At 59.2% G+C, this 21,738-nt stretch carries 22 protein-coding genes and 1 pseudogene; 15 read left to right on the top strand and 8 right to left on the bottom strand.

Going from position 1 to position 21,738, the window contains the following annotated elements:
- From BLU52_RS18330 to BLU52_RS18320, 3 genes are all read left to right on the top strand, one after another.
- Positions 1–1,161 (top strand): ABC transporter ATP-binding protein, encoded by a 1,161-nt coding sequence (locus BLU52_RS18330; RefSeq protein WP_090285548.1) that lies wholly within the window; start codon positions 1–3, stop codon positions 1,159–1,161.
- Positions 1,162–1,352: 191 nt separating this feature from the next.
- Positions 1,353–2,702 (top strand): carbohydrate porin, encoded by a 1,350-nt coding sequence (locus BLU52_RS18325; protein ID WP_090285545.1) that lies wholly within the window; start codon positions 1,353–1,355, stop codon positions 2,700–2,702.
- 113 nt (positions 2,703–2,815) lie between these two features.
- Positions 2,816–3,670: a D-hexose-6-phosphate mutarotase gene (locus tag BLU52_RS18320; protein WP_090285542.1), complete on the top strand. Its 855-nt coding sequence runs from the start codon at positions 2,816–2,818 to the stop codon at positions 3,668–3,670.
- Positions 3,671–3,888: 218 nt separating this feature from the next.
- On the opposite strand, the gene BLU52_RS18315 is transcribed toward BLU52_RS18320, so the two are convergent.
- Positions 3,889–4,749 (bottom strand): MurR/RpiR family transcriptional regulator, encoded by an 861-nt coding sequence (locus tag BLU52_RS18315; RefSeq protein ID WP_169842436.1) that lies wholly within the window; start codon positions 4,747–4,749, stop codon positions 3,889–3,891.
- 226 nt (positions 4,750–4,975) lie between these two features.
- Between BLU52_RS18315 and zwf the strand changes: the two genes are divergently transcribed.
- The 4 genes from zwf (at position 4,976) to BLU52_RS18295 (ending at position 8,586) form a co-directional block, all read left to right on the top strand.
- On the top strand, positions 4,976–6,442 hold the full coding sequence (gene zwf / locus BLU52_RS18310) for a glucose-6-phosphate dehydrogenase (RefSeq protein ID WP_090285539.1): 1,467 nt from the start codon (positions 4,976–4,978) through the stop codon (positions 6,440–6,442).
- Positions 6,429–7,142, top strand: coding sequence for a 6-phosphogluconolactonase (gene pgl, locus BLU52_RS18305; protein ID WP_090285538.1), 714 nt, complete (start codon positions 6,429–6,431; stop codon positions 7,140–7,142). The genes zwf and pgl overlap by 14 nt, the downstream gene beginning before the upstream one ends.
- A gap of 17 nt (positions 7,143–7,159) precedes the next feature.
- Entirely contained in the window at positions 7,160–7,825 is a 666-nt protein-coding gene (locus BLU52_RS18300) for a bifunctional 4-hydroxy-2-oxoglutarate aldolase/2-dehydro-3-deoxy-phosphogluconate aldolase (RefSeq protein ID WP_090285536.1), read from the top strand.
- Between the two features lie 239 nt (positions 7,826–8,064).
- Complete coding sequence (locus tag BLU52_RS18295; protein WP_231987979.1) at positions 8,065–8,586, top strand: peptidase associated/transthyretin-like domain-containing protein; 522 nt, start codon at positions 8,065–8,067, stop codon at positions 8,584–8,586.
- Here the strand turns inward: BLU52_RS18295 and BLU52_RS18290 are convergent.
- Both BLU52_RS18290 and BLU52_RS18285 read right to left on the bottom strand, forming a co-directional pair.
- Entirely contained in the window at positions 8,583–9,764 is a 1,182-nt protein-coding gene (locus BLU52_RS18290) for an aminotransferase class V-fold PLP-dependent enzyme (RefSeq protein ID WP_090285531.1), read from the bottom strand. The two genes, BLU52_RS18295 and BLU52_RS18290, sit on opposite strands and share 4 nt — an antisense overlap.
- A 31-nt stretch (positions 9,765–9,795) precedes the next feature.
- Positions 9,796–10,032 carry a DUF3820 family protein gene (locus BLU52_RS18285; RefSeq protein WP_025112833.1) on the bottom strand — a complete coding sequence of 79 codons (237 nt, stop codon included), beginning with the start codon at positions 10,030–10,032 and terminating at the stop codon, positions 9,796–9,798.
- 203 nt (positions 10,033–10,235) lie between these two features.
- Here BLU52_RS18285 and BLU52_RS18280 point away from each other — a divergent pair, with 203 nt between their 5' ends.
- On the top strand, positions 10,236–10,703 hold the full coding sequence (locus tag BLU52_RS18280) for a ferritin-like domain-containing protein (protein ID WP_090285529.1): 468 nt from the start codon (positions 10,236–10,238) through the stop codon (positions 10,701–10,703).
- A 253-nt stretch (positions 10,704–10,956) separates the two neighbouring features.
- On the opposite strand, the gene BLU52_RS18275 is transcribed toward BLU52_RS18280, so the two are convergent.
- Both BLU52_RS18275 and BLU52_RS18270 read right to left on the bottom strand, forming a co-directional pair.
- On the bottom strand, positions 10,957–11,427 hold the full coding sequence (locus tag BLU52_RS18275) for a MaoC family dehydratase (RefSeq protein ID WP_003227420.1): 471 nt from the start codon (positions 11,425–11,427) through the stop codon (positions 10,957–10,959).
- A gap of 41 nt (positions 11,428–11,468) precedes the next feature.
- Positions 11,469–12,413, bottom strand: a complete 945-nt coding sequence (locus BLU52_RS18270; protein WP_090285527.1) for an alpha/beta hydrolase — start codon at positions 12,411–12,413, stop codon at positions 11,469–11,471.
- Positions 12,414–12,613: 200 nt separating this feature from the next.
- Between BLU52_RS18270 and fadD2 the strand changes: the two genes are divergently transcribed.
- Together fadD2 and fadD1 are read left to right on the top strand one after the other, a co-directional pair.
- Entirely contained in the window at positions 12,614–14,302 is a 1,689-nt protein-coding gene (fadD2, locus tag BLU52_RS18265; protein ID WP_090285524.1) for a long-chain-fatty-acid--CoA ligase FadD2, read from the top strand.
- A gap of 355 nt (positions 14,303–14,657) precedes the next feature.
- The gene (gene fadD1 / locus BLU52_RS18260) at positions 14,658–16,355 is read left to right on the top strand and encodes a long-chain-fatty-acid--CoA ligase FadD1 (protein ID WP_090285522.1); all 1,698 of its coding nucleotides are present in this window, start codon (positions 14,658–14,660) and stop codon (positions 16,353–16,355) included.
- A 237-nt stretch (positions 16,356–16,592) separates the two neighbouring features.
- Here the strand turns inward: fadD1 and BLU52_RS18255 are convergent, their stop codons facing one another.
- A complete protein-coding gene (locus BLU52_RS18255; RefSeq protein ID WP_007917843.1) occupies positions 16,593–16,970 on the bottom strand; it encodes a hypothetical protein in 378 nt (125 codons plus the stop codon).
- A gap of 194 nt (positions 16,971–17,164) precedes the next feature.
- On the opposite strand from BLU52_RS18255, the gene BLU52_RS18250 reads away from it, so the two are divergent.
- From BLU52_RS18250 to def, 3 genes are all read left to right on the top strand, one after another.
- A complete protein-coding gene (locus BLU52_RS18250) occupies positions 17,165–17,356 on the top strand; it encodes a CsbD family protein (protein ID WP_090285520.1) in 192 nt (63 codons plus the stop codon).
- A gap of 164 nt (positions 17,357–17,520) precedes the next feature.
- On the top strand, positions 17,521–18,471 hold the full coding sequence (locus tag BLU52_RS18245) for a YihY/virulence factor BrkB family protein (protein ID WP_090285518.1): 951 nt from the start codon (positions 17,521–17,523) through the stop codon (positions 18,469–18,471).
- Between the two features lie 2 nt (positions 18,472–18,473).
- Complete coding sequence (def, locus tag BLU52_RS18240) at positions 18,474–19,013, top strand: peptide deformylase (RefSeq protein ID WP_090285516.1); 540 nt, start codon at positions 18,474–18,476, stop codon at positions 19,011–19,013.
- A gap of 122 nt (positions 19,014–19,135) precedes the next feature.
- Here the strand turns inward: def and BLU52_RS18235 are convergent, their stop codons facing one another.
- Together BLU52_RS18235 and BLU52_RS18230 are read right to left on the bottom strand one after the other, a co-directional pair.
- The gene (locus BLU52_RS18235; protein ID WP_090285514.1) at positions 19,136–19,552 is read right to left on the bottom strand and encodes a GNAT family N-acetyltransferase; all 417 of its coding nucleotides are present in this window, start codon (positions 19,550–19,552) and stop codon (positions 19,136–19,138) included.
- Between the two features lie 234 nt (positions 19,553–19,786).
- On the bottom strand, positions 19,787–20,089 hold the full coding sequence (locus BLU52_RS18230) for a hypothetical protein (protein WP_090285512.1): 303 nt from the start codon (positions 20,087–20,089) through the stop codon (positions 19,787–19,789).
- Between the two features lie 145 nt (positions 20,090–20,234).
- On the opposite strand from BLU52_RS18230, the pseudogene BLU52_RS27325 reads away from it, so the two are divergent.
- Together BLU52_RS27325 and BLU52_RS27320 are read left to right on the top strand one after the other, a co-directional pair.
- Positions 20,235–20,963 (top strand): annotated as a pseudogene (locus tag BLU52_RS27325) (PAS domain-containing protein); the annotation flags it as partial.
- A gap of 51 nt (positions 20,964–21,014) precedes the next feature.
- A complete protein-coding gene (locus tag BLU52_RS27320; RefSeq protein ID WP_231988044.1) occupies positions 21,015–21,554 on the top strand; it encodes a methyl-accepting chemotaxis protein in 540 nt (179 codons plus the stop codon).
- Positions 21,555–21,738 lie beyond the last annotated feature (184 nt).

Genomic DNA, 21,738 nt, shown 5'->3' with positions numbered 1-21,738 from the left:
ATGGCAACGCTCGAACTTCGCAACGTCAACAAGACTTACGGTGCCGGCCTGCCGGACACCCTGAAGAACATCGAACTGTCGATCAAGGACGGCGAATTCCTGATTCTCGTCGGCCCGTCGGGTTGCGGTAAATCGACTTTGATGAACTGCATCGCCGGCCTGGAAACCATCACCGGCGGCGCGATCATGATCGGCGATCAGGACGTCAGTGGCATGAGCCCCAAGGATCGTGACATCGCCATGGTGTTTCAGTCCTACGCGCTGTACCCGACCATGAGCGTGCGCGAGAACATCGAGTTCGGCCTGAAGATCCGCAAGATGCCGCAAGCTGCGATCGACGAAGAAGTCGCCCGCGTCGCCAAGCTGCTGCAGATCGAACACTTGCTCAATCGCAAGCCGGGCCAGCTCTCCGGCGGGCAGCAACAGCGCGTGGCGATGGGTCGTGCGCTGGCACGTCGGCCGAAGATCTACCTGTTCGACGAACCGCTGTCCAACCTCGACGCCAAGCTGCGCGTCGAGATGCGCACCGAAATGAAACTGATGCACCAGCGTCTGAAAACCACCACGGTTTACGTGACGCACGACCAGATCGAAGCGATGACCCTGGGCGACAAAGTCGCGGTGATGAAAGACGGAATCATTCAGCAGTTCGGCACCCCTAAGGATATCTACAACGATCCGGCCAACCTGTTCGTCGCCAGCTTCATCGGTTCGCCGCCAATGAACTTCATTCCGCTGCGCTTGCAGCGCAAGGACGGCCGTTTGCTGGCGCTGCTCGACAGCGGTCAGGCGCGTTGCGAATTGCCGATGAGCATGCAGGACGCCGGGCTTGAAGACCGCGAAGTGATCCTCGGCCTGCGCCCTGAGCAGATCTGTCTGGCGAACGGCGAGGGCAATGGCCTGCCGAGCATTCGCGCTGAAGTGCAGGTCACCGAGCCGACCGGTCCGGACACCCTGGTGTTCGTCAATTTGAATGACACCAAAGTCTGCTGCCGACTGGCGCCAGACGTGGCACCGCAGGTGGGCGAGAGCCTGACGCTGCAGTTCGATCCGTCGAAAGTGTTGTTGTTCGATGCCAAAACCGGTGAGCGCCTCGGCACTGCCGGTCAACCACAGGCCGATGCGCGGTCTGCGAACGTGGCGCAATTCAAAGGCCGCTGAAAAACAGTGTAGGAGTGAGCCTGCTCGCGATGACGGTGTATCAGTCGACAGAGATGTTGAATGGAAAACCGCTATCGCGAGCAGGCTCACTCCTACAAGGAGCAAGCGGTGCCCGGCCTGTCGAGCACCGCACTTTATGTAAACCGCGTTAGATAAAAACAGTTAATAACAATAAAGACGAGGATGTAGGGATGAAAAAGAAACACGTCAATGCCCGGTTGATCTGCCAGGTTTCTGCGGCGGCAGCACTGGTGCTGGCCGGTAACGCGATGGCGGCGGATGCGTTCAGCTCCGACTCAAAATGGATGACCGGTGACTGGGGCGGTGAGCGGACCAGGCTGATCGAGCAGGGTATCGACATCAAGGCTGACTACGTTGGGGAAGTCGGTGGCAACCTGAACGGTGGCTACAACGACGACAAGACCGCGCGTTACGCTGACCAGTTCGGTCTGGGCGTGGCACTCGATCTGCAAAAGCTGTGGGGCTGGGATAACACCCAGGCGAAGATCCAGCTGACCAACCGTAACGGCTACAACATCTCCAACGACCGCGTTGGCGATCCGCGTGCCGGCACCCTCAGCTCCTCGCAGGAAGTCTACGGTCGTGGGCACATGGTGCGTCTGACCCAGTTGTGGATTCAGCACCAGTTCTTCGACAACAAACTCGACGTCAAGGCCGGTTACTTCGGTGAAGGCGAAGACTTCAACACCTTCCCTTGCGACTTCCAGAACCTCGCGTTCTGCGGTTCGCAAGTGGGTAACTGGGCGACCAACATCTGGTACAACTGGCCCGTCAGCCAGGCTGCGATTCGTGTGAAGTACAACATCAACGACGAGCTCTACGCACAGATCGGTGCGTACAACCAGAACCCGTCGCAGCTGGAACACGGCAACGGCTTCAAACTCAGCGGCAGCGGCACCAAGGGTACTGTTCTGCCGGTCGAACTGGTCTGGTCGCCGAAGGTCAACAGCCTGCCGGGCGAATACCGCGTCGGTTACTACAAGAGCACGGCTGATGCCGACGACGTTCGTGAGGACGTCAACGGTTTCGATGCAGCCACCACGGGCGACGCTTACAAGTCGCACAACAGCAAAAGCGGTTACTGGTTCGTTGCGCAACAGCAACTCACCAGCCACAACGGTGACGCCACTCGCGGTCTGAACATCGCCGCCAACGCGACCTTCCACGACAAGGACACCAACTTCATCGACAACTACCAGTCGGTGATGTTTGTCTACAAAGGCCCGTTCGATGCGCGTCCGAAAGATGACATCGGTATTGGCGCAGCGCGTATCCACGTCAACAAGGACGTGAAGCGCAATGCCGAATTGCTGAACGCTTCCAACGGTGTTTCCGACTACGACAACGCCGCGTTCTCGCCAATTCGTGAAACCGAATACAACTACGAGCTCAACTACGGCTTCCACGTCACCAACTGGCTGACCGTGCGTCCCAACCTGCAATACATCACTCATCCAGGCGGTGTGGATGAAGTGGACAACGCTTTGGTCGCTGGCCTGAAAATTCAGTCTACGTTCTAACGCGTCTGCGATAAGCTCCTCTCTATGTGCGCATATTTGCGGACAGCCCAGGCTGTCCGCTTTTTTTTGAGGGGCGGTAATCCCCGTAACACGTGAATTCGGAACCGTGGCCAATGCATGAGCATCCGCTGCAACGCTTCTTCAAATCCCTGCGCGAACGACCGGTGTTCGCCTGGGAACGCTATCAGCTGCGCGATGTGCTGGTGATCGATCATCCGTTGTGTCAGGCGGTGTTCAGTCGGCAGGGCGCGCAATTGCTGCACTTTCAGCCGCGCGGGCAAAAACCGTGGTTGTGGTGCGCGGCGAAGTGGCCGCATGTCGGCGCGATCCGCGGTGGCGTGCCGGTGTGCTGGCCGTGGTATGGTCGGCATCCGAGCGAAAATGCGTGGCCGTCGCATGGTTGGGCACGATTGCTCGACTGGAAACTGCTCGACAGCAGCAGCGCCGAGGATGGCGTGCGTCTGCATTGGCAATTGCAACTGTGCGACTGGCAGGTTGACCTGCACGCGCACCTGGGCGAACGCATGGAATTACGCTTGAGCACCGAGCATCAGGACGACATGCCGTGCCAGCTGAGCCAGGCTTTGCACGCTTACTGGCGTATTGGCGATATCGGCGAGATAGCGCTGTCTGGGCTCGAAGGCGCGCAGGGTTACGACCAGTTGAATCGCCAGGTTTGCCAGCAGGAAGGCGAATTGCGCGTGGATGGCGGCTGTCAGCGGGTGTTCCAGCATGACGGCGAATTGCAGCTCAAGGATCACGCCTGGCAGCGCGAGTTGTGCATCGATACCGGCGACAGCGGCGACACCGTGGTCTGGCATCCGGGGGCGCGACCGTTGCTCGGGGTGAGCTGGGACGAGATATCCGAGTTTGTCTGCGTGGAAGCCGCGGCGGGCGGGACCGACAGCCTGCATCTGGCGCCGGGGGAGAAGGCGCATTTGAGTTTGCAGGCATGGGCGGCGGCTTGAGTGTGTCAAATACACCGCTACCCTCACCCTAGCCCTCTCCCGGAGGGAGAGGGGACCGAATGGGGGATGCTGAAGAATTACGCCGACGTGAAAGTGCAGTGCTGAATCCATAATCGACTCGATCATTCAGGTCGATGTACAGCGCAAGGCACTTCGGTCGGCCCCCTCTCCCTCTGGGAGAGGGCTGGGGTGAGGGTTGGCTTTTAGCTTTTGATGCTTTAGTTGAACTCATCCCCAACCGGATACCGGCTGGCATTCAGACTCTCTTTGATCTTGCGCAGATGCGGCTGGAAATCCACGCCACGGCGCAAGGTCATCCCCGTCGCCAGCACATCCAGCACGGTCAACTGAATGATCCGCGAGGTCATCGGCATATAGATGTCGGTGTCTTCCGGCAGCGGAATATTCAGGCTCAACGTACTGGCCTTGGCCAGCGGCGAATTCTCCGCGGTCAGGCCCAATACCGACGCGCCATTCTCGCGAGCGATACGTGCCACTTCCACCAGCTCACGGGTGCGCCCGGTGTAGGAAATGATCACGAACAGCTCACCGGTGTGCGCCACCGAAGCAATCATCCGCTGCATCAGCACATCGGCATGCGCGGTCACCGCCAGGTTGAAGCGGAAGAATTTGTGCTGCGCATCCAGCGCCACAGGGGCTGAGGCGCCGAGGCCGAAGAAGTGGATCTGCCGGGCCTGGATCAACAGGTCGACGGCGCGGCTGATCAGGTTTGGGTCGAGTGCCTGGCACGCGCTGTCCAGCGAGGCGATGGCGCTGCCGAAAATCTTCTGCGTGTAGGCTTCGGGATTGTCGTCGGCCTCGACCGCGCGGCTGACGTACGCCGCGCCGCTGGCCAGGCTCTGCGCCAGTTGCAGCTTGAGTTCGGGGTAGCCGCTGACACCGAACGAGCGGCAGAAACGGTTGACCGTCGGCTCGCTCACCGATGCCGCCTGGGCGAGGGCGGCGATGCTGAAGCGGGTGGCCTGCTGCGGGTTGAGCAGAATCACCTCGGCGACCTTACGTTCGGCCTTGTTCAGCTCTTCAAGGCGACTCTGGATCTGTTCCAGTAAATTTCGCACGCGGTCCATATGGAATTCCTGATTCACCGACGCAAAGGTGCGCCGGGCTATGCAAATTGGGCCTTTGATATGGCCCGTAACGGTGGCCTATCCTACTGATGCGTCCGAGCGTCCACCACTCGGAATCTGTATTTTGCGAAAATGTTGTAGTTATTACTACATTTTCCCTTGAGTGATGCCTTGAAAAAAGGTATTTGTAGCTTAACTTGATAAAAGAACAAACATCATGCCTTCGATTACGGTTGAACCGTGCACCTTTGCCTTGTTCGGCGCCCTTGGCGATCTCGCCCTGCGCAAGCTGTTTCCTGCCCTTTATCACCTTGATGGCGCTGACCTGTTGCATGAGGACACGCGCATCATCGCGCTGGCCCGTGAAGCCGGCAGCGAGCAGCAACACATGGCGTTCATCGCCGCCGAACTGCGCCGCTACGTCGGCAAAGAGCTGAACGAAACCGTGGCCGAGCGCTTTCTCGCGCGCCTGACCTATCTGCACGTCGATTTCCTCAAGGCTGAAGACTATGTTGCGCTGGCGGAAATGGCCGGCAGCAGCCAACGCATGATTGCCTACTTCGCCACACCGGCAGCGGTGTACGGCGCGATCTGCGAGAACCTGGAAAAAGTCGGTCTGGCCGCGAACACCCGCGTGGTGCTGGAAAAGCCGATCGGCTCCGACCTCGAATCTTCGCGCAAGGTCAATGACGCCGTGGCGCAGTTCTTCCCGGAAGACCGCACCTACCGCATCGACCATTACCTGGGCAAAGAGACCGTCCAGAACCTGATCGCCCTGCGTTTCGCCAACAGCCTGTTCGAAACCCAGTGGAACCAGAATTACATCTCCCACGTGGAAATCACCGTGGCCGAGAAGGTCGGCATCGAAGGCCGTTGGGGCTACTTCGACAAGGCTGGCCAACTGCGCGACATGATCCAGAATCACCTGTTGCAGCTGCTCTGCCTGATTGCCATGGACCCACCGGCCGACCTGTCTGCCGACAGCATCCGTGACGAGAAAGTGAAAGTGCTCAAGGCGCTGGCGCCGATCAGCCCGGAAGGCCTGACCACACAAGTGGTGCGCGGCCAGTACATCGCCGGCCACAGCGAAGGCAAATCCGTACCGGGCTATCTCGAAGAACCGAACTCCAACACCCAGAGCGACACCGAAACCTTCGTCGCCCTGCGGGCCGACATCCGCAACTGGCGCTGGGCCGGCGTGCCGTTCTACCTGCGAACCGGCAAGCGCATGCCGCAAAAGCTGTCGCAGATCGTCATCCACTTCAAGGAACCATCGCACTACATCTTCGCCCCGGAGCAGCGCCTGCAGATCAGCAACAAACTGATCATCCGCCTGCAGCCGGACGAAGGCATTTCCTTGCGAGTGATGACCAAAGAGCAGGGCCTGGACAAAGGCATGCAACTGCGCAGCGGGCCGCTGCAACTGAATTTCTCTGACACCTGGCGTAGCGCGCGGATCCCCGATGCCTACGAGCGGTTGTTGCTGGAAGTGATGAACGGCAATCAGAACCTGTTTGTCCGTAAAGATGAAATCGAAGCCGCGTGGAAGTGGTGTGACCAGTTGATCGCCGGGTGGAAGAAATCCGGTGACGCGCCCAAGCCGTATGCGGCCGGGTCGTGGGGGCCGATGAGCTCCATTGCTTTGATCACGCGGGACGGGAGGTCGTGGTATGGCGATATCTGATGTGCAACTGCCAGCGGGCGTAAATGCCCACGAATTCAACAGCCCGGTGTTGTTGGCCGAAGGTCTGGCCCAGAACGTGGCCGCGCAATTGCGCGAAGCCATCGGCGCGCGTGGCAACGCGGTATTGGTGGTCTCCGGTGGTCGTAGCCCAGTGGCGTTTTTTCAGCACCTGGCGAAAGCGGATCTGGACTGGTCGAAAGTCGTCGTGACCCTTGCCGACGAGCGCTGGGTGCCGATCGAGCACGCCGACAGCAATGCCGGCCTGCTCAAGCAATACCTGCTCAAAGGCCCGGCAGCCAAGGCGCAGTTCCTCAGCCTGTACAGCGCGGCGGCCAACGTCGAGCAGGCTGCTGAACAGGCTGATCGCTTGCTCGCGGAATTGCCCCCGATTGACGTGCTGGTGCTGGGCATGGGCGACGACGGCCACACTGCGTCGCTGTTCCCCGACAGCCCCAATCTGACCGAAGCCTTGCAGGCCGACGGCACGCGCCGTTGCTGGCCGATGCTGGCGCCGAGTGTGCCGCGTCAACGCCTGACCATGAGTCGGGCACTGCTGGCCTCGGCGAAACACAAGATCCTGTCGATTTCCGGTCAGTCGAAACTGACCACCCTGAATGCCGCGCTGGCATCCGATGACGTCGCGGCCATGCCGGTGCGCGCATTCCTGCAACCTACGTTAGAGATTTACTGGTGCCCATGAGCCAAGGAACAGCCGCTATGACAATCGCATCCCCGACCGTTTCCATGGCGGACAAAGTTGCCCTGATCGACAGCCTCTGCGCCAAGGCGCGGATCCTGCCGGTGATCACCATCGCCCGCGAACAGGACGTGCTGCCGCTGGCCGATGCCCTGGCTGCCGGTGGCCTGACCGCGCTGGAAGTGACCCTGCGTTCGCAGTTCGGCCTCAAGGCGATTCAGATCCTGCGCGAGCAGCGTCCGGAACTGATGACCGGTGCCGGCACCGTGCTCGATCGCAACATGCTCGCGGCGGCGGAAGCGGCCGGTTCGCAATTCATCGTCACCCCGGGCATTACCCGTGACCTGCTCGAAGCCAGCGTCGACAGCCCGATTCCGCTGTTGCCGGGCATCAGCAACGCCTCCGGCATCATGGAAGGCTACGGTCTGGGTTATCGCCGCTTCAAGCTGTTTCCGGCGGAAGTCAGCGGCGGCGTGGCGGCGATCAAGGCCCTTGGCGGTCCGTTCGGCGAAGTGAAATTCTGCCCGACTGGTGGCGTCGGCCCGGCCAACATCAAGAGTTACATGGCGCTGAAAAACGTCATGTGCGTGGGCGGTAGCTGGATGCTCGATCCGGAATGGATCAAGAACGGCGACTGGGCACGTATTCAGGAGTGCACCGCCGAAGCCTTGGCGCTGCTGGACTGATACCGCCGGATTCATTGTTACCTGACACTTCGTTGTGTGTTCTACGGCTTTACGGTGCGCTTGGTCGGTGCACCGTTTTTTTTTGCCTTGAAAAAGGGCCAGGACATCACGCGATACACAGTTACCGCACGGTCGTTTTGGCGTGGCGCTAATCTGCGTTCATCTTACGGAAGAGAGAACGCCTCATGGACGACCATCAATCTGTAGCCTTATCAATCGAATCTCTGCCTCGGCGGCAGTTGCCCGTTTCTCGCAGTTTCTATCAGCACGCAATCCCGCCAAGCGTGCGCAACATCAGCCGAGGCCTCGAAGGGCCGCCATTGGTGTTGCGGCTGGCATTGGTCGATGCAATGACCGGCGAGCCGATTGTCGGCGCGCTGGTGCGGATCGAACAGCAACTTGGCGCCGACACAGTGTGTGGCGCTCAGTCGACTGACAGTCAGGGCATCGTTCGTTTCACCAGTCTCTACCCGGATCGGCAACGCGCCTTGCCTTGCCTCGCTCTGAGTGTCGCCATCGCCAGCGACGATCAACAACCGCAGCTCTATCAGGAGGCCTGGGCGGGCCGCGTGCATCTGCCCGGTGTCTGTAATTGCGCAGTTACAGATGAAGATGCAGCGCAACTGGCGCTACGACCGATCACAGACCATGGCCTGGATGACGGCCACTACGGCAGCCTGACGATCGGCGTCGACACCTTTGCCTTGTCATCGCAGATCGGCGTGGCGGGCTACGACAAGCAGCCCATCACGCCGTTCTAGCGCAGTTCGTGCAGCGCGCGTACCAGCCGCTCCATGTCTGCCGCAGTGGTGGTCAGCCCCGGTGTCACTCGGATGCTCGGTCCGCTGGCGGCGCCGTGGCGGACCACGGTGAACAGGTTGTAATCGTCGAGCAGTCGCTTGGCCATCGCCTGTTGATCGTCGTGGCGGGTGAAGCGCAGCGAGGTGATGCCGCAATACAGGCGCGGATCGTCCGGGGTCATCACTTCAATGCCCGGCAAGTGCCGTACCGCGCTGACCCAGAGGTTGCGCAGGTAATTGAGGCGCGCCCCTTTGGCGGCGGCGCCACCGAGCGCAGCGTGTTCCTCGAACACCAGCGGCAAGGTCATCAGCGCCGGTATGTTCGGCGTGCTGTAGGAGGTGCGGGCACGTACGTCGTTGGCCGGGAAATGCATCTCGCCCATGTCCGGATCGATGTCGGCCAGACGCTGCGGCGCGATGTAGAGGAAGCCGAGGGTCAGCGGGGCGCCGATCCACTTGTGCAGGTTATAACCGGCGAACGCGATGCCGAGCGCGTCGAGATCGAAATCGATCTGGCCAAGGGCGTGGGCGCCGTCGAGGATGATGTCGACGCCATGTTCTTTCGCCAGCGCAGCGATGGCCGCTACCGGCATGACCAGACCGGTGCGGTGGGTGACGTGAGTCAGCGCCATCAATTTCAGTTTTGGCTGGCGAGTGAACGCCTCGCGGTACGTCTCCAGCAGGCTGTCGAAACTGGCCGGGTGCGCATGGGCAATCTCGATCACCTCGGCGCCGCGCTGTCTGGCGAGCCAACGCATGGCGCCTTTGACCGTGTCGTATTCCAGATCGCTGATCAGCACCTGATCGCCAGGCTGCAAACGGTTGTAGTTGCGGATCAGCGATTGCAGGCCGTCGGTGGCGTTGCGGGTAAACGCCAGGCTCTGCGCATGCACGCCGATCAATTCGGCCAGTTGTGCACGGATATCGAGGTTGTCGTGCTGCTCGAAACGCTGGCGCACGTACACCGAATTGCTGGTATTGATCAGCTCGATATTGCGTTGGTATTCCTCGATCACCGTACGCGACATGCGCCCGAAATAACCGTTCTCCAGGTTCACGGGGCCAGGTTGAACATCGTAACGGTCGGCGAATGTTCGCCAGAAGGCTTCGTCACGGGCGCGGCGGGTGTTATCGGGCATGATCAACGAGCTCAGAGAAGAGGAGGGCGCATCAGTGGCGCGGGGCAGGTTTGCCATGTTTGGCGCGCAGCGGTTCGAGCAGATCGGAGAGGCCGTTATGGTCGATTTCGTGCATCAGAGCGAGCAAACCACCCAGCTCGCCGTGAGGAAAACCTTCGCGGGCGAACCAGTTCAAGTAAGGGCCCGGCAGGTCAGCGATGATCCGCCCCTTGTATTTGCCGAAGGGCATTTCGCGGGTGATCAGCAATTCGAGTTTTTCAGGATTCATCGGTTTTCGTCTGGCTTCATAGCAACGTGCAAAATACAGGCATTCTGCATGCAGGCCAAATGACAGATCATGCAAAACACCAGCATACAGATGGTTCAATGTTTTATAACATGTTGAAATTAAACGATTTATTTTTGAAAGCGAAGCTGGCACGCACACTGCAATATTCCTTGCATCTTCAACCAACCGCAAGGAATTGGAAAATGACTGACGTAAACAAAGAAGCCATTTCTGTACTCAACGACCTGATTGAAACCTGCAAGGACGGTCAGGAAGGGTTCAAGACTTGCGCCGAAGACATCAAGCACCCAGAACTGAAAACCCTGTTCGTACAGCGCTCCGCCGACTGCGCTACTGCCGCTGCCGAGCTGCAGGCGCAAGTGCGTTCGCTGGGTGGCGATCCGGAAACTTCGACCAGCGTGAGCGGTGATCTGCACCGTCGTTGGGTCGACGTCAAAGCCATGTTCACCGGCAAGGACGAAGAGGCTGTGCTGAACGAAGCTGAGCGCGGTGAAGACCATGCGCTGAAGGCTTATCGTGAAGCGATCGAGAAGATCAACAAGCACAACCTGGTGGGTATCAAGGATCTGGTTGAGCGTCAGTACCACGGCGTACAACGCAACCACGACCAGGTGAAAGCCCTGCGTAACCAGGCTCGCGCTAACTCGTAAGGGTTGGTTGGGCTGAGAAAAACGCCAGCGTGTCTGGCGTTTTTTGTGTCTGGTTGCAAAAAACCCTCACCCTAGCCCTCTCCCAGAGGGAGAGGGGACTGACCCGGGGGTGCTTAAAAGTTACGTCGACTTGAAATATCACGGCGAACTCAAGACTTGAAACTTACGCAGATCAGCTCCCTTTCCCCCTCGCCCCCTTGGGGAGAGGGCTGGGGTGAGGGGGAAGCAATCTACCTGACACCCCATCAATCCATCAGCCAATACTGATCGCCGGCAAAGTCGGCAACGTCACCGTCTGCTGTTTGCGCGGTGCGAGAATTTCGGCCTCGCCATCCACCACCAACTCATCCCGCTGATTGAACACGCGAGTGGCAATGCGCACACGAAACTTCGGCAGCTTCTCGAGGATTTCCAGGCGCACGGTCAAGGTATCGCCAATCTTCACCGGCTTCTGAAAGCTCATCTGCTGGCCGATATAAATAGTCCCCGGCCCAGGCAGTTCGCACGCTACCGCCGCGCTGATCAGCGCACCGCTGAACATGCCGTGGGCGATACGCTCCTTGAACATGCTCGCCGCAGCAAACTCGGCGTCCAGGTGCACCGGGTTGTGGTCGCCCGACATCGCGGCGAACAGTTGAATGTCGCGCTCTTCGACCGTCTTGCTGTAGCTGGCGGTCTGGCCGACTTCGAGGGCTTCGTAAGGGATGTTGGTAACCTGGGTCATCGGTCTCGATTCCTGTGGCGGATTCAGTCAATCCGCAAAAATTATTCGCTGCGTTGCGGGCGCGGATGGCTCAGGGCCTGATCGATCCAGGCCAGCACATCGGCGATCACTTCGCCGCGGTTGGTTTCGTTGAACAATTCGTGCCGGGCCTGCGCATGGATCTTCAGTTGCAGGTGCTGGCTGCCGGCCGCGCGCAAGGCGTTGGCCAGATCTGTCAGACGCTTGCCCTCACTCACCGGATCACATTCGCCGCCGATGACCAGCAGCGGCAGGCCCGGATCGATCTGCGCGAGATTGGACGCTTTGCTGATCTGCTGCAAGCCGCCGAGCAGGTCGATCCACAATTGATTGGTGCAGCGAAAGCCGCACAGCGGGTCGTTGATGTAACGGTCGACTTCGGCCGGGTCACGGCTGAGCCAGTCGAACGGCGTGCGCACCGGTTTGAATTTTTTATTGAACGAGCTGAACGACAGCCACTCGATCAATGCGCTGCGGCCCTTGCCACCCTGACGCAGTTTTTCCAGGCGGGCGATCTGCCGCGCGGCACGGTACAGCGCGACCGGTTGAAAATTCGAGCCGCTGAGAATCGCCCCGTGCAGGCTGGCGCTGTGGTGCAGCAGATAACCCTGGACGAGATAGCTGCCCATGCTGTGCCCGAGCATAATGATCGGCACGCCGGGGTGCTGCTGGCCGATGTGTTGGTTGAGGCTGGCCAGATCGCCGAGGACTTTGCACCAACCGTCAGCATCGGCGTAATGGCCGAGAGTGCCCTGGCTGGCGGTTCTGCCATGGCCACGCAAATCCGGTGCGTATACGCCATAACCTTTGTCGCAAAAGGTTTCAGCGAGGCGTGCATAGCGGCCGCTGTGTTCCGCCATGCCATGGGCCACGAGAATCAGCGCTTTCAACGGCCCCGCGGGCAGCCATTGATTGACGAAGAGCCGGCTGCGGTCACTCGCGTCCAGCCAGAAGGTGTCGTGGATCATGGCGCTTCCTTTGCTCAGAGTCCGCACATTGTATAGCGCGTCTGATCAGCTCACGCCACGGCAGGAAGATTCACACGATCAATGACGGCTTTGCTCATATTTGCCTGAATGGCCATAGCTGCTAGTGTCCGTGAAGCTCCGCTTTTTCAGAAATGACAGAAGCGGCTCCCGGATCGGCTCAGGTAAAGAGGACAACAACAATGCAACCTGATTTCTGGAACGACAAGCGCCCGGCCGGCGTACCGCTGGACATCGACATGACTGAGTTCAAGTCGGTGATCGAAGTGTTCGAGCGTTCCTGCAAGAAATTCGCTGATCGCCCGGCGTTCAGCAACATGGGTATCACGCTGACCTACGCCGAGCTTGAGCGCCAGAGCGCCGCGTTCGCTGGCTACCTGCAGGCGCATACCGATCTGGTTCCGGGCGATCGCATCGCCGTGCAAATGCCCAACGTCCTGCATTATCCGATTGCCGTGTTCGGTGCGCTGCGCGCCGGGCTGATCGTGGTCAACACCAACCCGCTGTACACCGCGCGGGAAATGCGTCACCAGTTCAAGGACTCCGGTGCTCGCGCTCTGGTGTACCTCAACGTGTTCGGGCAGAAAGTCCAGGAAGTGCTGCCCGACACCGACATTCAATACCTGATCGAAGCGAAGATGGGCGACCTGATGCCCACCGCCAAGGGCTGGCTGGTCAACACTGTGGTCAGCAAAGTGAAGAAAATGGTCCCGGCCTACTCGCTGCCACAGGCGATCTCCTTCAAAAGCGCACTGCGCCTGGGCCGCGGCCTGGGGATCAAACCGCTCAACGTGACGCTCGACGATATTGCCGTGCTGCAATACACCGGAGGCACCACTGGCCTGGCCAAGGGCGCGATGCTCACCCATGGCAACCTCGTCGCCAACATGCAGCAAGTGCGCGCCTGTCTCGCCCAACTCGGTCCGGACGGCCAGCCGCTATTGCGTGAAGGCCAGGAAGTGATGGTGGCGCCGCTGCCGCTGTACCACATCTATGCGTTCACCGCGAACTGCATGTGCATGATGGTCTCGGGCAACCACAACGTTCTGATTACCAACCCGCGGGACATTGCCGGCTTCATCAAGGAACTGAAAAACTGGCGCTTCTCGGCATTGCTGGGCCTGAACACTTTGTTTGTGGCGCTGATGGAACACCCGGATTTCAAGGCGCTGGATTTCTCCAGCCTGAAACTCACCAACTCCGGCGGCACCGCACTGGTCAAGGCCACGGCCGAGCGCTGGGAGCAGGTCACCGGTTGCCGCATCACCGAAGGCTACGGCCTCACCGAAACCTCGCCGGTGGCCTGCACCAACCCCTACGGCGACCAATCGCGCCTCGGCACGGTCGGTTTGCCAGTGCCCGGTACGCTGTTGAAAGTGATCAGTGACGACGGCGCCGAGCAGCCGTTGGGCGAGCGCGGCGAGCTGTGCATCAAGGGCCCGCAAATCATGAAGGGCTACTGGAACAAGCCCGAAGCCACCGCCGAAGTGCTGGATGCCGAAGGCTGGTTCAAGTCCGGCGACATCGCGGTGATCGAGCCGGATGGTTTTGTGCGCATCGTCGATCGCAAGAAAGACATGATCATCGTCTCCGGCTTCAACGTGTACCCGAACGAAATCGAAGACGTGGTCATGGCCCACCCCAAAGTCGCCAACTGCGCGGTGATTGGCGTGCCGGACGAGCGCTCGGGCGAGGCGGTGAAGCTGTTTGTGGTGGCGCGGGAAAGCGGTGTCAGTCTCGAAGAGCTGAAGGCCTACTGCAAAGAGAATTTCACCGCCTACAAGGTGCCGAAACACATCGTCTTGCGTGAGTCATTGCCGATGACGCCTGTCGGCAAGATTCTGCGGCGGGAGTTGCGGGATATCGCCTGACCGGTGAATTGCCGCGCTCGGCGCGGATCGCGAGCAGGCTCACTCCTACAGGGGTTGTATGTAATCTCTGTAGGAGTGGGCCTGCTCGCGATTTTGTTTGGCACCCATGAAAACCGGGGCTTTCAAGGGGTTCTAGGATTTTTGCTCTAAAATGACTGCTAGATAGTCTTGAGTCATAAATATGACTGTAGGGGCCGCTTTTGGCTCTAGTCGACCCTCGGCAAAGCTGCTACTCTCGGCGCGCTTTGTGACTTCTCGGCCTGTGTAAAAGCCAGATTCACCAATACAAAACACACACCAATAATAATCGCATCAAATGCGGTGAAGAATTCGCGTTGCTGAGGAGTGGGCTTCCATGATCGAAGACTTTTGGAAGGATAAATACCCGGCTGGAATCGCTGCCGACATCAATCCGGACGAGTATCCGAACATTCAGGCAGTGTTGAAGCAATCCTGCCAGCGCTTCGCCAACAAACCGGCTTTCAGCAACCTCGGCAAGACGATCACCTACGGTGAATTGTACGAATTGTCCGGGGCGTTTGCCGCGTATCTGCAACAGCATACCGATTTGCAGCCCGGCGATCGAATCGCCGTGCAACTGCCCAACGTACTGCAATACCCGGTCGCTGTCTTCGGTGCGATCCGCGCCGGGCTGATCGTGGTCAACACCAACCCGCTGTACACCGCGCGGGAAATGGAACACCAATTCAACGACTCCGGTGCCAAGGCGCTGGTGTGCCTGGCGAACATGGCGCACCTGGCCGAAGCCGTGGTGCCGAAGACCGGCGTCAAACACGTCATCGTCACCGAAGTCGCCGACCTGTTGCCGCCGCTCAAGCGTTTGCTGATCAACAGCGTCATCAAGTACGTGAAGAAGATGGTGCCGGCCTATCACCTGCCCAAAGCCGTCAAGTTCAACGACGTGCTGAGCAAGGGCCACGGTCAGCCTGTGGCCGAAGCCAATCCGCACAGCGGTGATGTCGCTGTGCTGCAATACACCGGCGGCACCACCGGCGTGGCCAAGGGCGCGATGCTGACCCACCGCAACCTCGTCGCCAACATGCTGCAATGCAAGGCGCTGATGGGTTCCAACCTCAACGAAGGTTGCGAGATCCTGATCACCCCGCTGCCGCTGTACCACATCTATGCGTTCACCTTTCATTGCATGGCGATGATGCTGATCGGCAACCACAACATCCTGATCAGCAACCCGCGCGACCTGCCGGCGATGGTCAAGGAACTGTCGAAGTGGAAGTTCAGCGGCTTTGTCGGCCTCAACACCCTGTTCGTCGCGCTGTGCAACAACGAAGCGTTCCGCAAGCTGGATTTCTCTGCACTCAAGGTCACCCTGTCCGGCGGCATGGCCCTGCAACTGGCTGCGGCCGAACGCTGGAAAGCGGTGACTGGCTGCGCCATCTGCGAAGGTTACGGCATGACCGAAACCAGTCCGGTGGCGACGGTCAACCCGATCCAGCACATCCAGATCGGCACCATCGGCATTCCCGTGCCATCGACCCTGTGCAAGGTCATCGACGATGCCGGTGTCGAGCAGCCGCTGGGTGAAATCGGTGAATTGTGCGTCAAGGGCCCGCAAGTGATGAAGGGTTACTGGCAGCGTCAGGAAGCCACCGATGAAATGCTCGACAGCGATGGCTGGCTGAAAACCGGCGACATCGCACTGATCCAGCCGGACGGCTACATGCGCATCGTCGATCGCAAGAAAGACATGATTCTGGTCTCCGGTTTCAACGTCTATCCGAACGAGCTGGAAGACGTGCTGGCGACCCTGCCGGGCGTGCTGCAATGCGCGGCCATCGGCGTGCCGGACGACAAGTCAGGTGAAGCGATCAAGATTTTCATCGTCGCCAAACCGGGCGTGACCCTGACCAAGGAACAGGTCATGGACCACATGCGCGCCAACGTCACCGGCTACAAGGTGCCGCGTTCGGTGGAGTTCCGCGATGCGCTGCCCACCACCAACGTCGGCAAGATCCTGCGCCGCGAATTGCGCGATGAAGAGCTGAAGAAGATCAAGGCCAAGTCCGCCGCGTAAATAAAAAGCCCCGCAGATGCGGGGCTTTTTGTTGGTGAAGCAGCAGGGTTTGAGTTATGCGGTGAACCTGCCCCTCACCCCAGCCCTCTCCCCCAGGAGAGGGAGCCGATCGTGGGCACTTCGGAATCAGAGTTCGACTCGATATTTCAGATCCGCGGAGTTCGCACAGGCAACTCGGTCAGTTCCCTCTCCTGGGGGAGAGGGCTAGGGTGAGGGGAAAGGGCCGCGCCACCGCCATCACTGACGAAACGGCGCAAAATTCACATTGGTCCCCGCCGGCCGCATGTCCTGCAGATACGAATCCTTGTCCGCACTCAGCTCCAGGCTCAACGCCGCCTTGCGCTTGCCTTCGTTGCGAATCACCAGCCCTTCAAGCTTCTCGCGCAGAAAAACCGTCGGCACTTTCAGGTGCAGCAGTTCGTCGGTCGCCGGGGTGTGCATCAGCAGGTGAATCCACTCGTACTGACCGATCGCCAGACGCGACACCGGCAGGTCGAACCACCAGATATTGCGGTTGCGGTTCAGTTCGGCAAAGTGGCAGTTGTTGGTGCCAAGCACGGCGCCGCCCAGTTCCTTGTTGCGACGGGCGATGGCTTGCGTTTTATCGAGTTTCATAACATTCCTGCGGTATCGGTCTCTGGCGCCTGGCGCCCATAGCTGCGCATTCTCAAGGCAACGCCGGCAAACATAAAGCGCAACCTGCGCGCCGCGACGAAATGAGCGGCAAATAATTGAAACTTGCAGGGAAACGCGCCAGTCAATCGTTACGTACTGACTTTTCTTCCTCTTATGCGTCACGGAGAAACACCATGAGTAGCACAGGCGATAAAGTAAAAGGCATGGCCAACGAAGCCGTCGGTAACGTCAAGCAAGGCGTCGGCAAGGCTACCGATAACTCCAGATTGCAAGCCGAAGGCAAGGTCCAGGAGAGAAAAGGCGAAGCCCAGCAGGCAGTTGGCAACACCAAGGACGCAGTGAAGAAAGGCGTCGACAAGGCGTAATCCAGCCTTGAACGAATCACACGAGCGGCCATCCAAGGATGGCCGTTTTTGTATCAAAAAACCTGCGGATGCCGACGAAGATCGCCAAACAGGCTAACGTGATGTAAAAAACGGCCCCTGAGTCGCCATGACTTCAACCTGTACTGCGGCGAAAGGAGACGCGAATGATTTTCCCGAACATGAAAGGTCTGCCCCTGCACCGGGTGATGGTGCGCACGGTCACTGAATTCGTCGATGACGAAATGTCGACCTATGCCTCGGCACTGGCCTACCAGATGCTGTTCTCGCTGTTCCCGTTCATTCTGTTTCTCATCGCGCTGATCGGTTTTCTGCACTTGCCGGATTTCTTTTCCTGGCTGCGTCTGCAGTCGGAGCTGGTCTTGCCGCCGCAGGCGCTGGAGCAGGTCAACCCGGTGATCGACCAGTTGCAGCAATCCAAGGGCGGTCTGCTTTCAATCGGTATCGTCATCGCGCTGTACACCGCCTCGGCTGGCGTGCGCCTGATGATGAGCGCGATGAACGCTGCGTATGACGTGGTCGAGGGGCGGCCGATCTGGAAGCGCTTCCCGCTGTCGATCGTCTACACCGTCGGCATTGCCGGCATGCTGTTGATTGCCGCCGCATTGATGGTGCTCGGGCCGCAGGTGATGGGCTGGATCGCCGCCCAGGTCGGTCTGGAAGAAGTCATCGTGACCATCTGGACCATCGCGCGCTGGCCGGTAATCGTGGTGCTGATGATGATCGCCGTGGCGTTGATCTACTACGTCATGCCCGACGTCAAGCAGGAATTCCGCTTCATCACCCCAGGTTCGGTGCTGGCCGTGGTGGTGTGGATCCTGGCGTCGTTGGGGTTTGCCTTCTACGTAAAAACCTTCGCCAACTACAACGCGATGTATGGCAGCATCGGGGCGATCATCGTGCTGTTGCTGTATTTCTACATTTCCGCCGCCGTGCTGCTGCTCGGCGCGGAAATGAATGCGGTGATCGAGCACATGTCCAGCGAAGGCAAGGAGAAGGGCGAGAAAGACCCCGGCGAGCCAGAAGAACATCCCAAACAACATGTCTCAGGCCTGGGCCGCGATCATTCGCTCAAGCCGGACACTGACGAAGTCTGACCATGATCCGTGAAATCCTGAAGATGGGCGACGAGCGCCTGCTGCGCATCGCCCCGCCGGTACCGCCGGAAATGTTCAACAGCGCCGAGCTGTGGCAACTGATCGACGACATGTTCCAGACCATGGAAAGCGTCGGCGGCGTCGGCCTGGCCGCGCCGCAGATTGGCGTCGATCTGCAACTGGTGATCTTTGGTTTCGAGCACAGCGAGCGCTATCCGGACGCCGAAGCAGTGCCGCAGACGATCCTGATCAACCCGCTGATCACACCACTGAATCCATATACGGAAGAGGGCTTCGAAGGTTGCCTGTCGGTGCCGGGTTTGCGCGGGGCGGTGGATCGCTATCAGCAGATTCGTTACGAGGGTTTCGATCCCAAGGGCGAGCCGATTGTGCGTGTGGCCTCAGGCTTTCATGCGCGGGTGGTGCAGCATGAGTGCGACCATCTGATCGGCCGGCTGTACCCGTCGCGCATCACCGATTTCAGCAAGTTCGGTTTTACCGAAGTGATGTTTCCGGATCTTGATCCCAACGCTGACGACTAGCTCAGGATCAACACATTCCCCTTGTAGGAGTGAGCCTGCTCGCGATAGCGGTATATCAGTGACATTTTCACCGACTGACACACCGCTATCGCGAGCAGGCTCACTCCTACAGGGGATTGTGGTCAATCTGGAGAATTGAGCCCCATCGCAATCATCGGCTTGCTCCGCGCATACCGGCTCAAGCGTTCCGCCATCGCTTGCGGCAGCGCCGGGTCATAGCGGAAACCACGCCGCTCATAAAACCCGCGCAAATCCGGATGACAGAACAGCCACACCGGCTCGCTCACCGCTTGAGTGGACGCCGCAATCAACTGCGCGGCGATCCCTTGTTCGCGGCACTGCGGATCGACGAACAAGCCGGTCAACCAATGCCCGCCCGCTACCGGGCGCAGGCACAGCACCGCGACAATGTCTCCACGCCGCGCCACCCACAATTGCGCATCGCGCACGGCTTTCATCGAGGACTGGTGGCTGCGGTAGAACTTGTTCATCAACGGCCAGAGCGACACGTCGAGCAAGGTGTAATGGGTATCGGGCATGAACAGGGCTGTGCTGGACAAAGCGCGGATTATAAAAGAACGCGCGCCAACCGATAGCCCGGTGTGCTCGTCATCAGAAGCAGGCTCACTGCCAATTTGGAATACATTCCTGTGGGAGCTAGCCTGCTAGCGATAGCATTATCCCAGGCAACATCGACGCCTGATCAATCGCCATCGCGAGCAGGCTCACTCCTACATTTGATCGTGTGAGTTGGCGGTACATCCCGGCGTTCCTCAATTCAAATCCTGCGCTGAACCGTTTCTTGTGCAAAAAGTGCCAGATACTGGCCGACTAGTGGCCTTGCGCACGGCGACGGTCTGGCTATGCTTGTCGTAACTAACCATGTCGACCGTCATGTCAAAATCCGACTGACAGACATCGTTGGCCCGTGATTCATGCTGCCAGAGTGCGCAACCCAAGGCACCGACACTGAACCAACAAGGAGCGTCGCCGACATGGAAGTTCTTCAATGCGTTAGGGCTGGCCCGCGTGCGGGCTATCAAGAGAAGGATGTCTTGATTAGAACGTCGCTGCATGGACGCTCCGATTGATCATCATTTATCACCTGACAACTTCCTCCCGTGGAGGAAGGCGTGTGCCTGTTCCACGGAACGTAGTGGTGGATCTTGAAAGACCAGAACTTTCATCAAATCGAAAGACCGCGCGGAAGGTGATACAACCATGTTCAACCTACATCACAAGGCTGACCTGCAGGAAATCGAGCGCTTCAGTTGCGCGCTGACCGAGACCAACGCCAAGTTGGCGGCGATCAGCCGCTCGATGGCCATGATCGAGTTCAGCCCTGACGGCATCGTCCTCGATGCCAACGACAACTTCTGCAAGACCATGGGCTACAGCGCCGCGGAAGTACGCGGCAAACACCATCGGATCTTTTGTGAAGAGAACTACTACCGCAGCGAGGATTACGCCAGATTGTGGCGCGACCTGGCCCGTGGCGAACCCCTGAGCGGGACGTTTCTGCGTTTGAACAAGAGCGGTCGGGAGATCTGGCTCGAAGCCAGTTACATGCCGGTGTTTGGCCCAGACAAAGAAGTCAGAAGCGTGATCAAAGTTGCTGCCGATATCACCGTGCGTATCAACAAGGAACATGAAGAAGAAGCGATGCTGGCGGCAATCAGCCGCTCGATGGCGGTGATCGAGTTCACTCCCGAAGGCAATGTCATCGCCGCCAACGATAACTTTCTGCAGACCATGCAGTATTCACTCAGCGAAATCGTCGGCCAGCATCACAGCCTGTTCTGTCACCGCAGCGAATCCGAGTCGGCGCAATACAAGGCGTTCTGGGCGTCGCTCAATCGCGGCGAATATCACTCGCACCGCTTCGAGCGCAAGAACAAATCCGGGCACATGGTATATCTGGAAGCCTCGTACAACCCGCTGTTCGATGCCAAGGGCCGCTTGTACAAAGTGGTCAAGTTCGCCAGCGACATCACCCGCCAGATGACCACCTTGCAGCGCGCCGCCGAATCGGCCCACAGCACGTCGGTACAGAACGACGCCTGCGCGCAAAAAGGTTCACAGGTCGTGCAGCAGACGGTGCAGATCATTCAGGACATTTCCCGTGACCTCAACGAAGCCGCGGTGAGTATCGATGCGGTGAGCAAACAGTCGGACATCATCGGCACCATCGTCCAGACCATTCGCGGCATTGCCGACCAGACCAACCTGCTGGCGCTTAATGCCGCCATTGAAGCCGCGCGGGCCGGAGAGCATGGCCGTGGATTTGCGGTAGTCGCAGACGAAGTGCGCAGCCTCGCGGCGCGGACCAGCCAGGCCACCCTGGAAATTGTCGACGTGGTGCGCAGGAACCACGACCTGTCGCTGAGCGCAGTCTCAAGCATGCAATCGAGCCTGAGTCGCACCGGGCTGGGTGTGGAACTGGCGAACGAGGCGGGGGAGGTGATCCTGGAGATTCAGCAGGGCTCGCGGCATGTGGTGGATGCGATCAGTCAGTTCAATGAAACCCTGCAACTGAACTGAATTGCCACAGTCCCCCTGTAGGAGTGAGCCTGCTCGCGATAACGGTGTGTCAGCGACAAGTTTGCTGGCTGACACTCCGCTATCGCGAGCAGGCTCACTCCTACATTGTTTTTATGTAGCCTTTCCATCAAAGCGCAGCAAGAAACCTGTTCGCCGCGTTGCCCATCTCCTGCAGGATACTGTC

The organism is Pseudomonas granadensis (genome assembly GCF_900105485.1).
Lineage (GTDB): Bacteria > Pseudomonadota > Gammaproteobacteria > Pseudomonadales > Pseudomonadaceae > Aquipseudomonas > Aquipseudomonas granadensis.
This window is presented reverse-complemented; position numbering and strand designations above follow the sequence as displayed.

Excerpts from the sequence above, each read along its gene's own strand:
- BLU52_RS18330 (WP_090285548.1), top strand. The coding sequence starts at position 1 with ATGGCAACGCTCGAACTTCGCAACGTCAACAAGACTTACGGTGCCGGC.
- BLU52_RS18325 (WP_090285545.1), top strand. The coding sequence starts at position 1,353 with ATGAAAAAGAAACACGTCAATGCCCGGTTGATCTGCCAGGTTTCTGCG.
- BLU52_RS18320 (WP_090285542.1), top strand. The coding sequence starts at position 2,816 with ATGCATGAGCATCCGCTGCAACGCTTCTTCAAATCCCTGCGCGAACGA.
- zwf (WP_090285539.1), top strand. The coding sequence starts at position 4,976 with ATGCCTTCGATTACGGTTGAACCGTGCACCTTTGCCTTGTTCGGCGCC.
- pgl (WP_090285538.1), top strand. The coding sequence starts at position 6,429 with ATGGCGATATCTGATGTGCAACTGCCAGCGGGCGTAAATGCCCACGAA.
- BLU52_RS18300 (WP_090285536.1), top strand. The coding sequence starts at position 7,160 with ATGACAATCGCATCCCCGACCGTTTCCATGGCGGACAAAGTTGCCCTG.
- BLU52_RS18290 (WP_090285531.1), bottom strand. The coding sequence starts at position 9,764 with ATGCCCGATAACACCCGCCGCGCCCGTGACGAAGCCTTCTGGCGAACA.
- BLU52_RS18285 (WP_025112833.1), bottom strand. The coding sequence starts at position 10,032 with ATGAATCCTGAAAAACTCGAATTGCTGATCACCCGCGAAATGCCCTTC.
- BLU52_RS18280 (WP_090285529.1), top strand. The coding sequence starts at position 10,236 with ATGACTGACGTAAACAAAGAAGCCATTTCTGTACTCAACGACCTGATT.
- BLU52_RS18275 (WP_003227420.1), bottom strand. The coding sequence starts at position 11,427 with ATGACCCAGGTTACCAACATCCCTTACGAAGCCCTCGAAGTCGGCCAG.
- BLU52_RS18270 (WP_090285527.1), bottom strand. The coding sequence starts at position 12,413 with ATGATCCACGACACCTTCTGGCTGGACGCGAGTGACCGCAGCCGGCTC.
- fadD2 (WP_090285524.1), top strand. The coding sequence starts at position 12,614 with ATGCAACCTGATTTCTGGAACGACAAGCGCCCGGCCGGCGTACCGCTG.
- fadD1 (WP_090285522.1), top strand. The coding sequence starts at position 14,658 with ATGATCGAAGACTTTTGGAAGGATAAATACCCGGCTGGAATCGCTGCC.
- BLU52_RS18255 (WP_007917843.1), bottom strand. The coding sequence starts at position 16,970 with ATGAAACTCGATAAAACGCAAGCCATCGCCCGTCGCAACAAGGAACTG.
- BLU52_RS18250 (WP_090285520.1), top strand. The coding sequence starts at position 17,165 with ATGAGTAGCACAGGCGATAAAGTAAAAGGCATGGCCAACGAAGCCGTC.
- BLU52_RS18245 (WP_090285518.1), top strand. The coding sequence starts at position 17,521 with ATGATTTTCCCGAACATGAAAGGTCTGCCCCTGCACCGGGTGATGGTG.
- def (WP_090285516.1), top strand. The coding sequence starts at position 18,474 with ATGATCCGTGAAATCCTGAAGATGGGCGACGAGCGCCTGCTGCGCATC.
- BLU52_RS18235 (WP_090285514.1), bottom strand. The coding sequence starts at position 19,552 with ATGCCCGATACCCATTACACCTTGCTCGACGTGTCGCTCTGGCCGTTG.
- BLU52_RS18230 (WP_090285512.1), bottom strand. The coding sequence starts at position 20,089 with ATGCAGCGACGTTCTAATCAAGACATCCTTCTCTTGATAGCCCGCACG.
- BLU52_RS27320 (WP_231988044.1), top strand. The coding sequence starts at position 21,015 with ATGACCACCTTGCAGCGCGCCGCCGAATCGGCCCACAGCACGTCGGTA.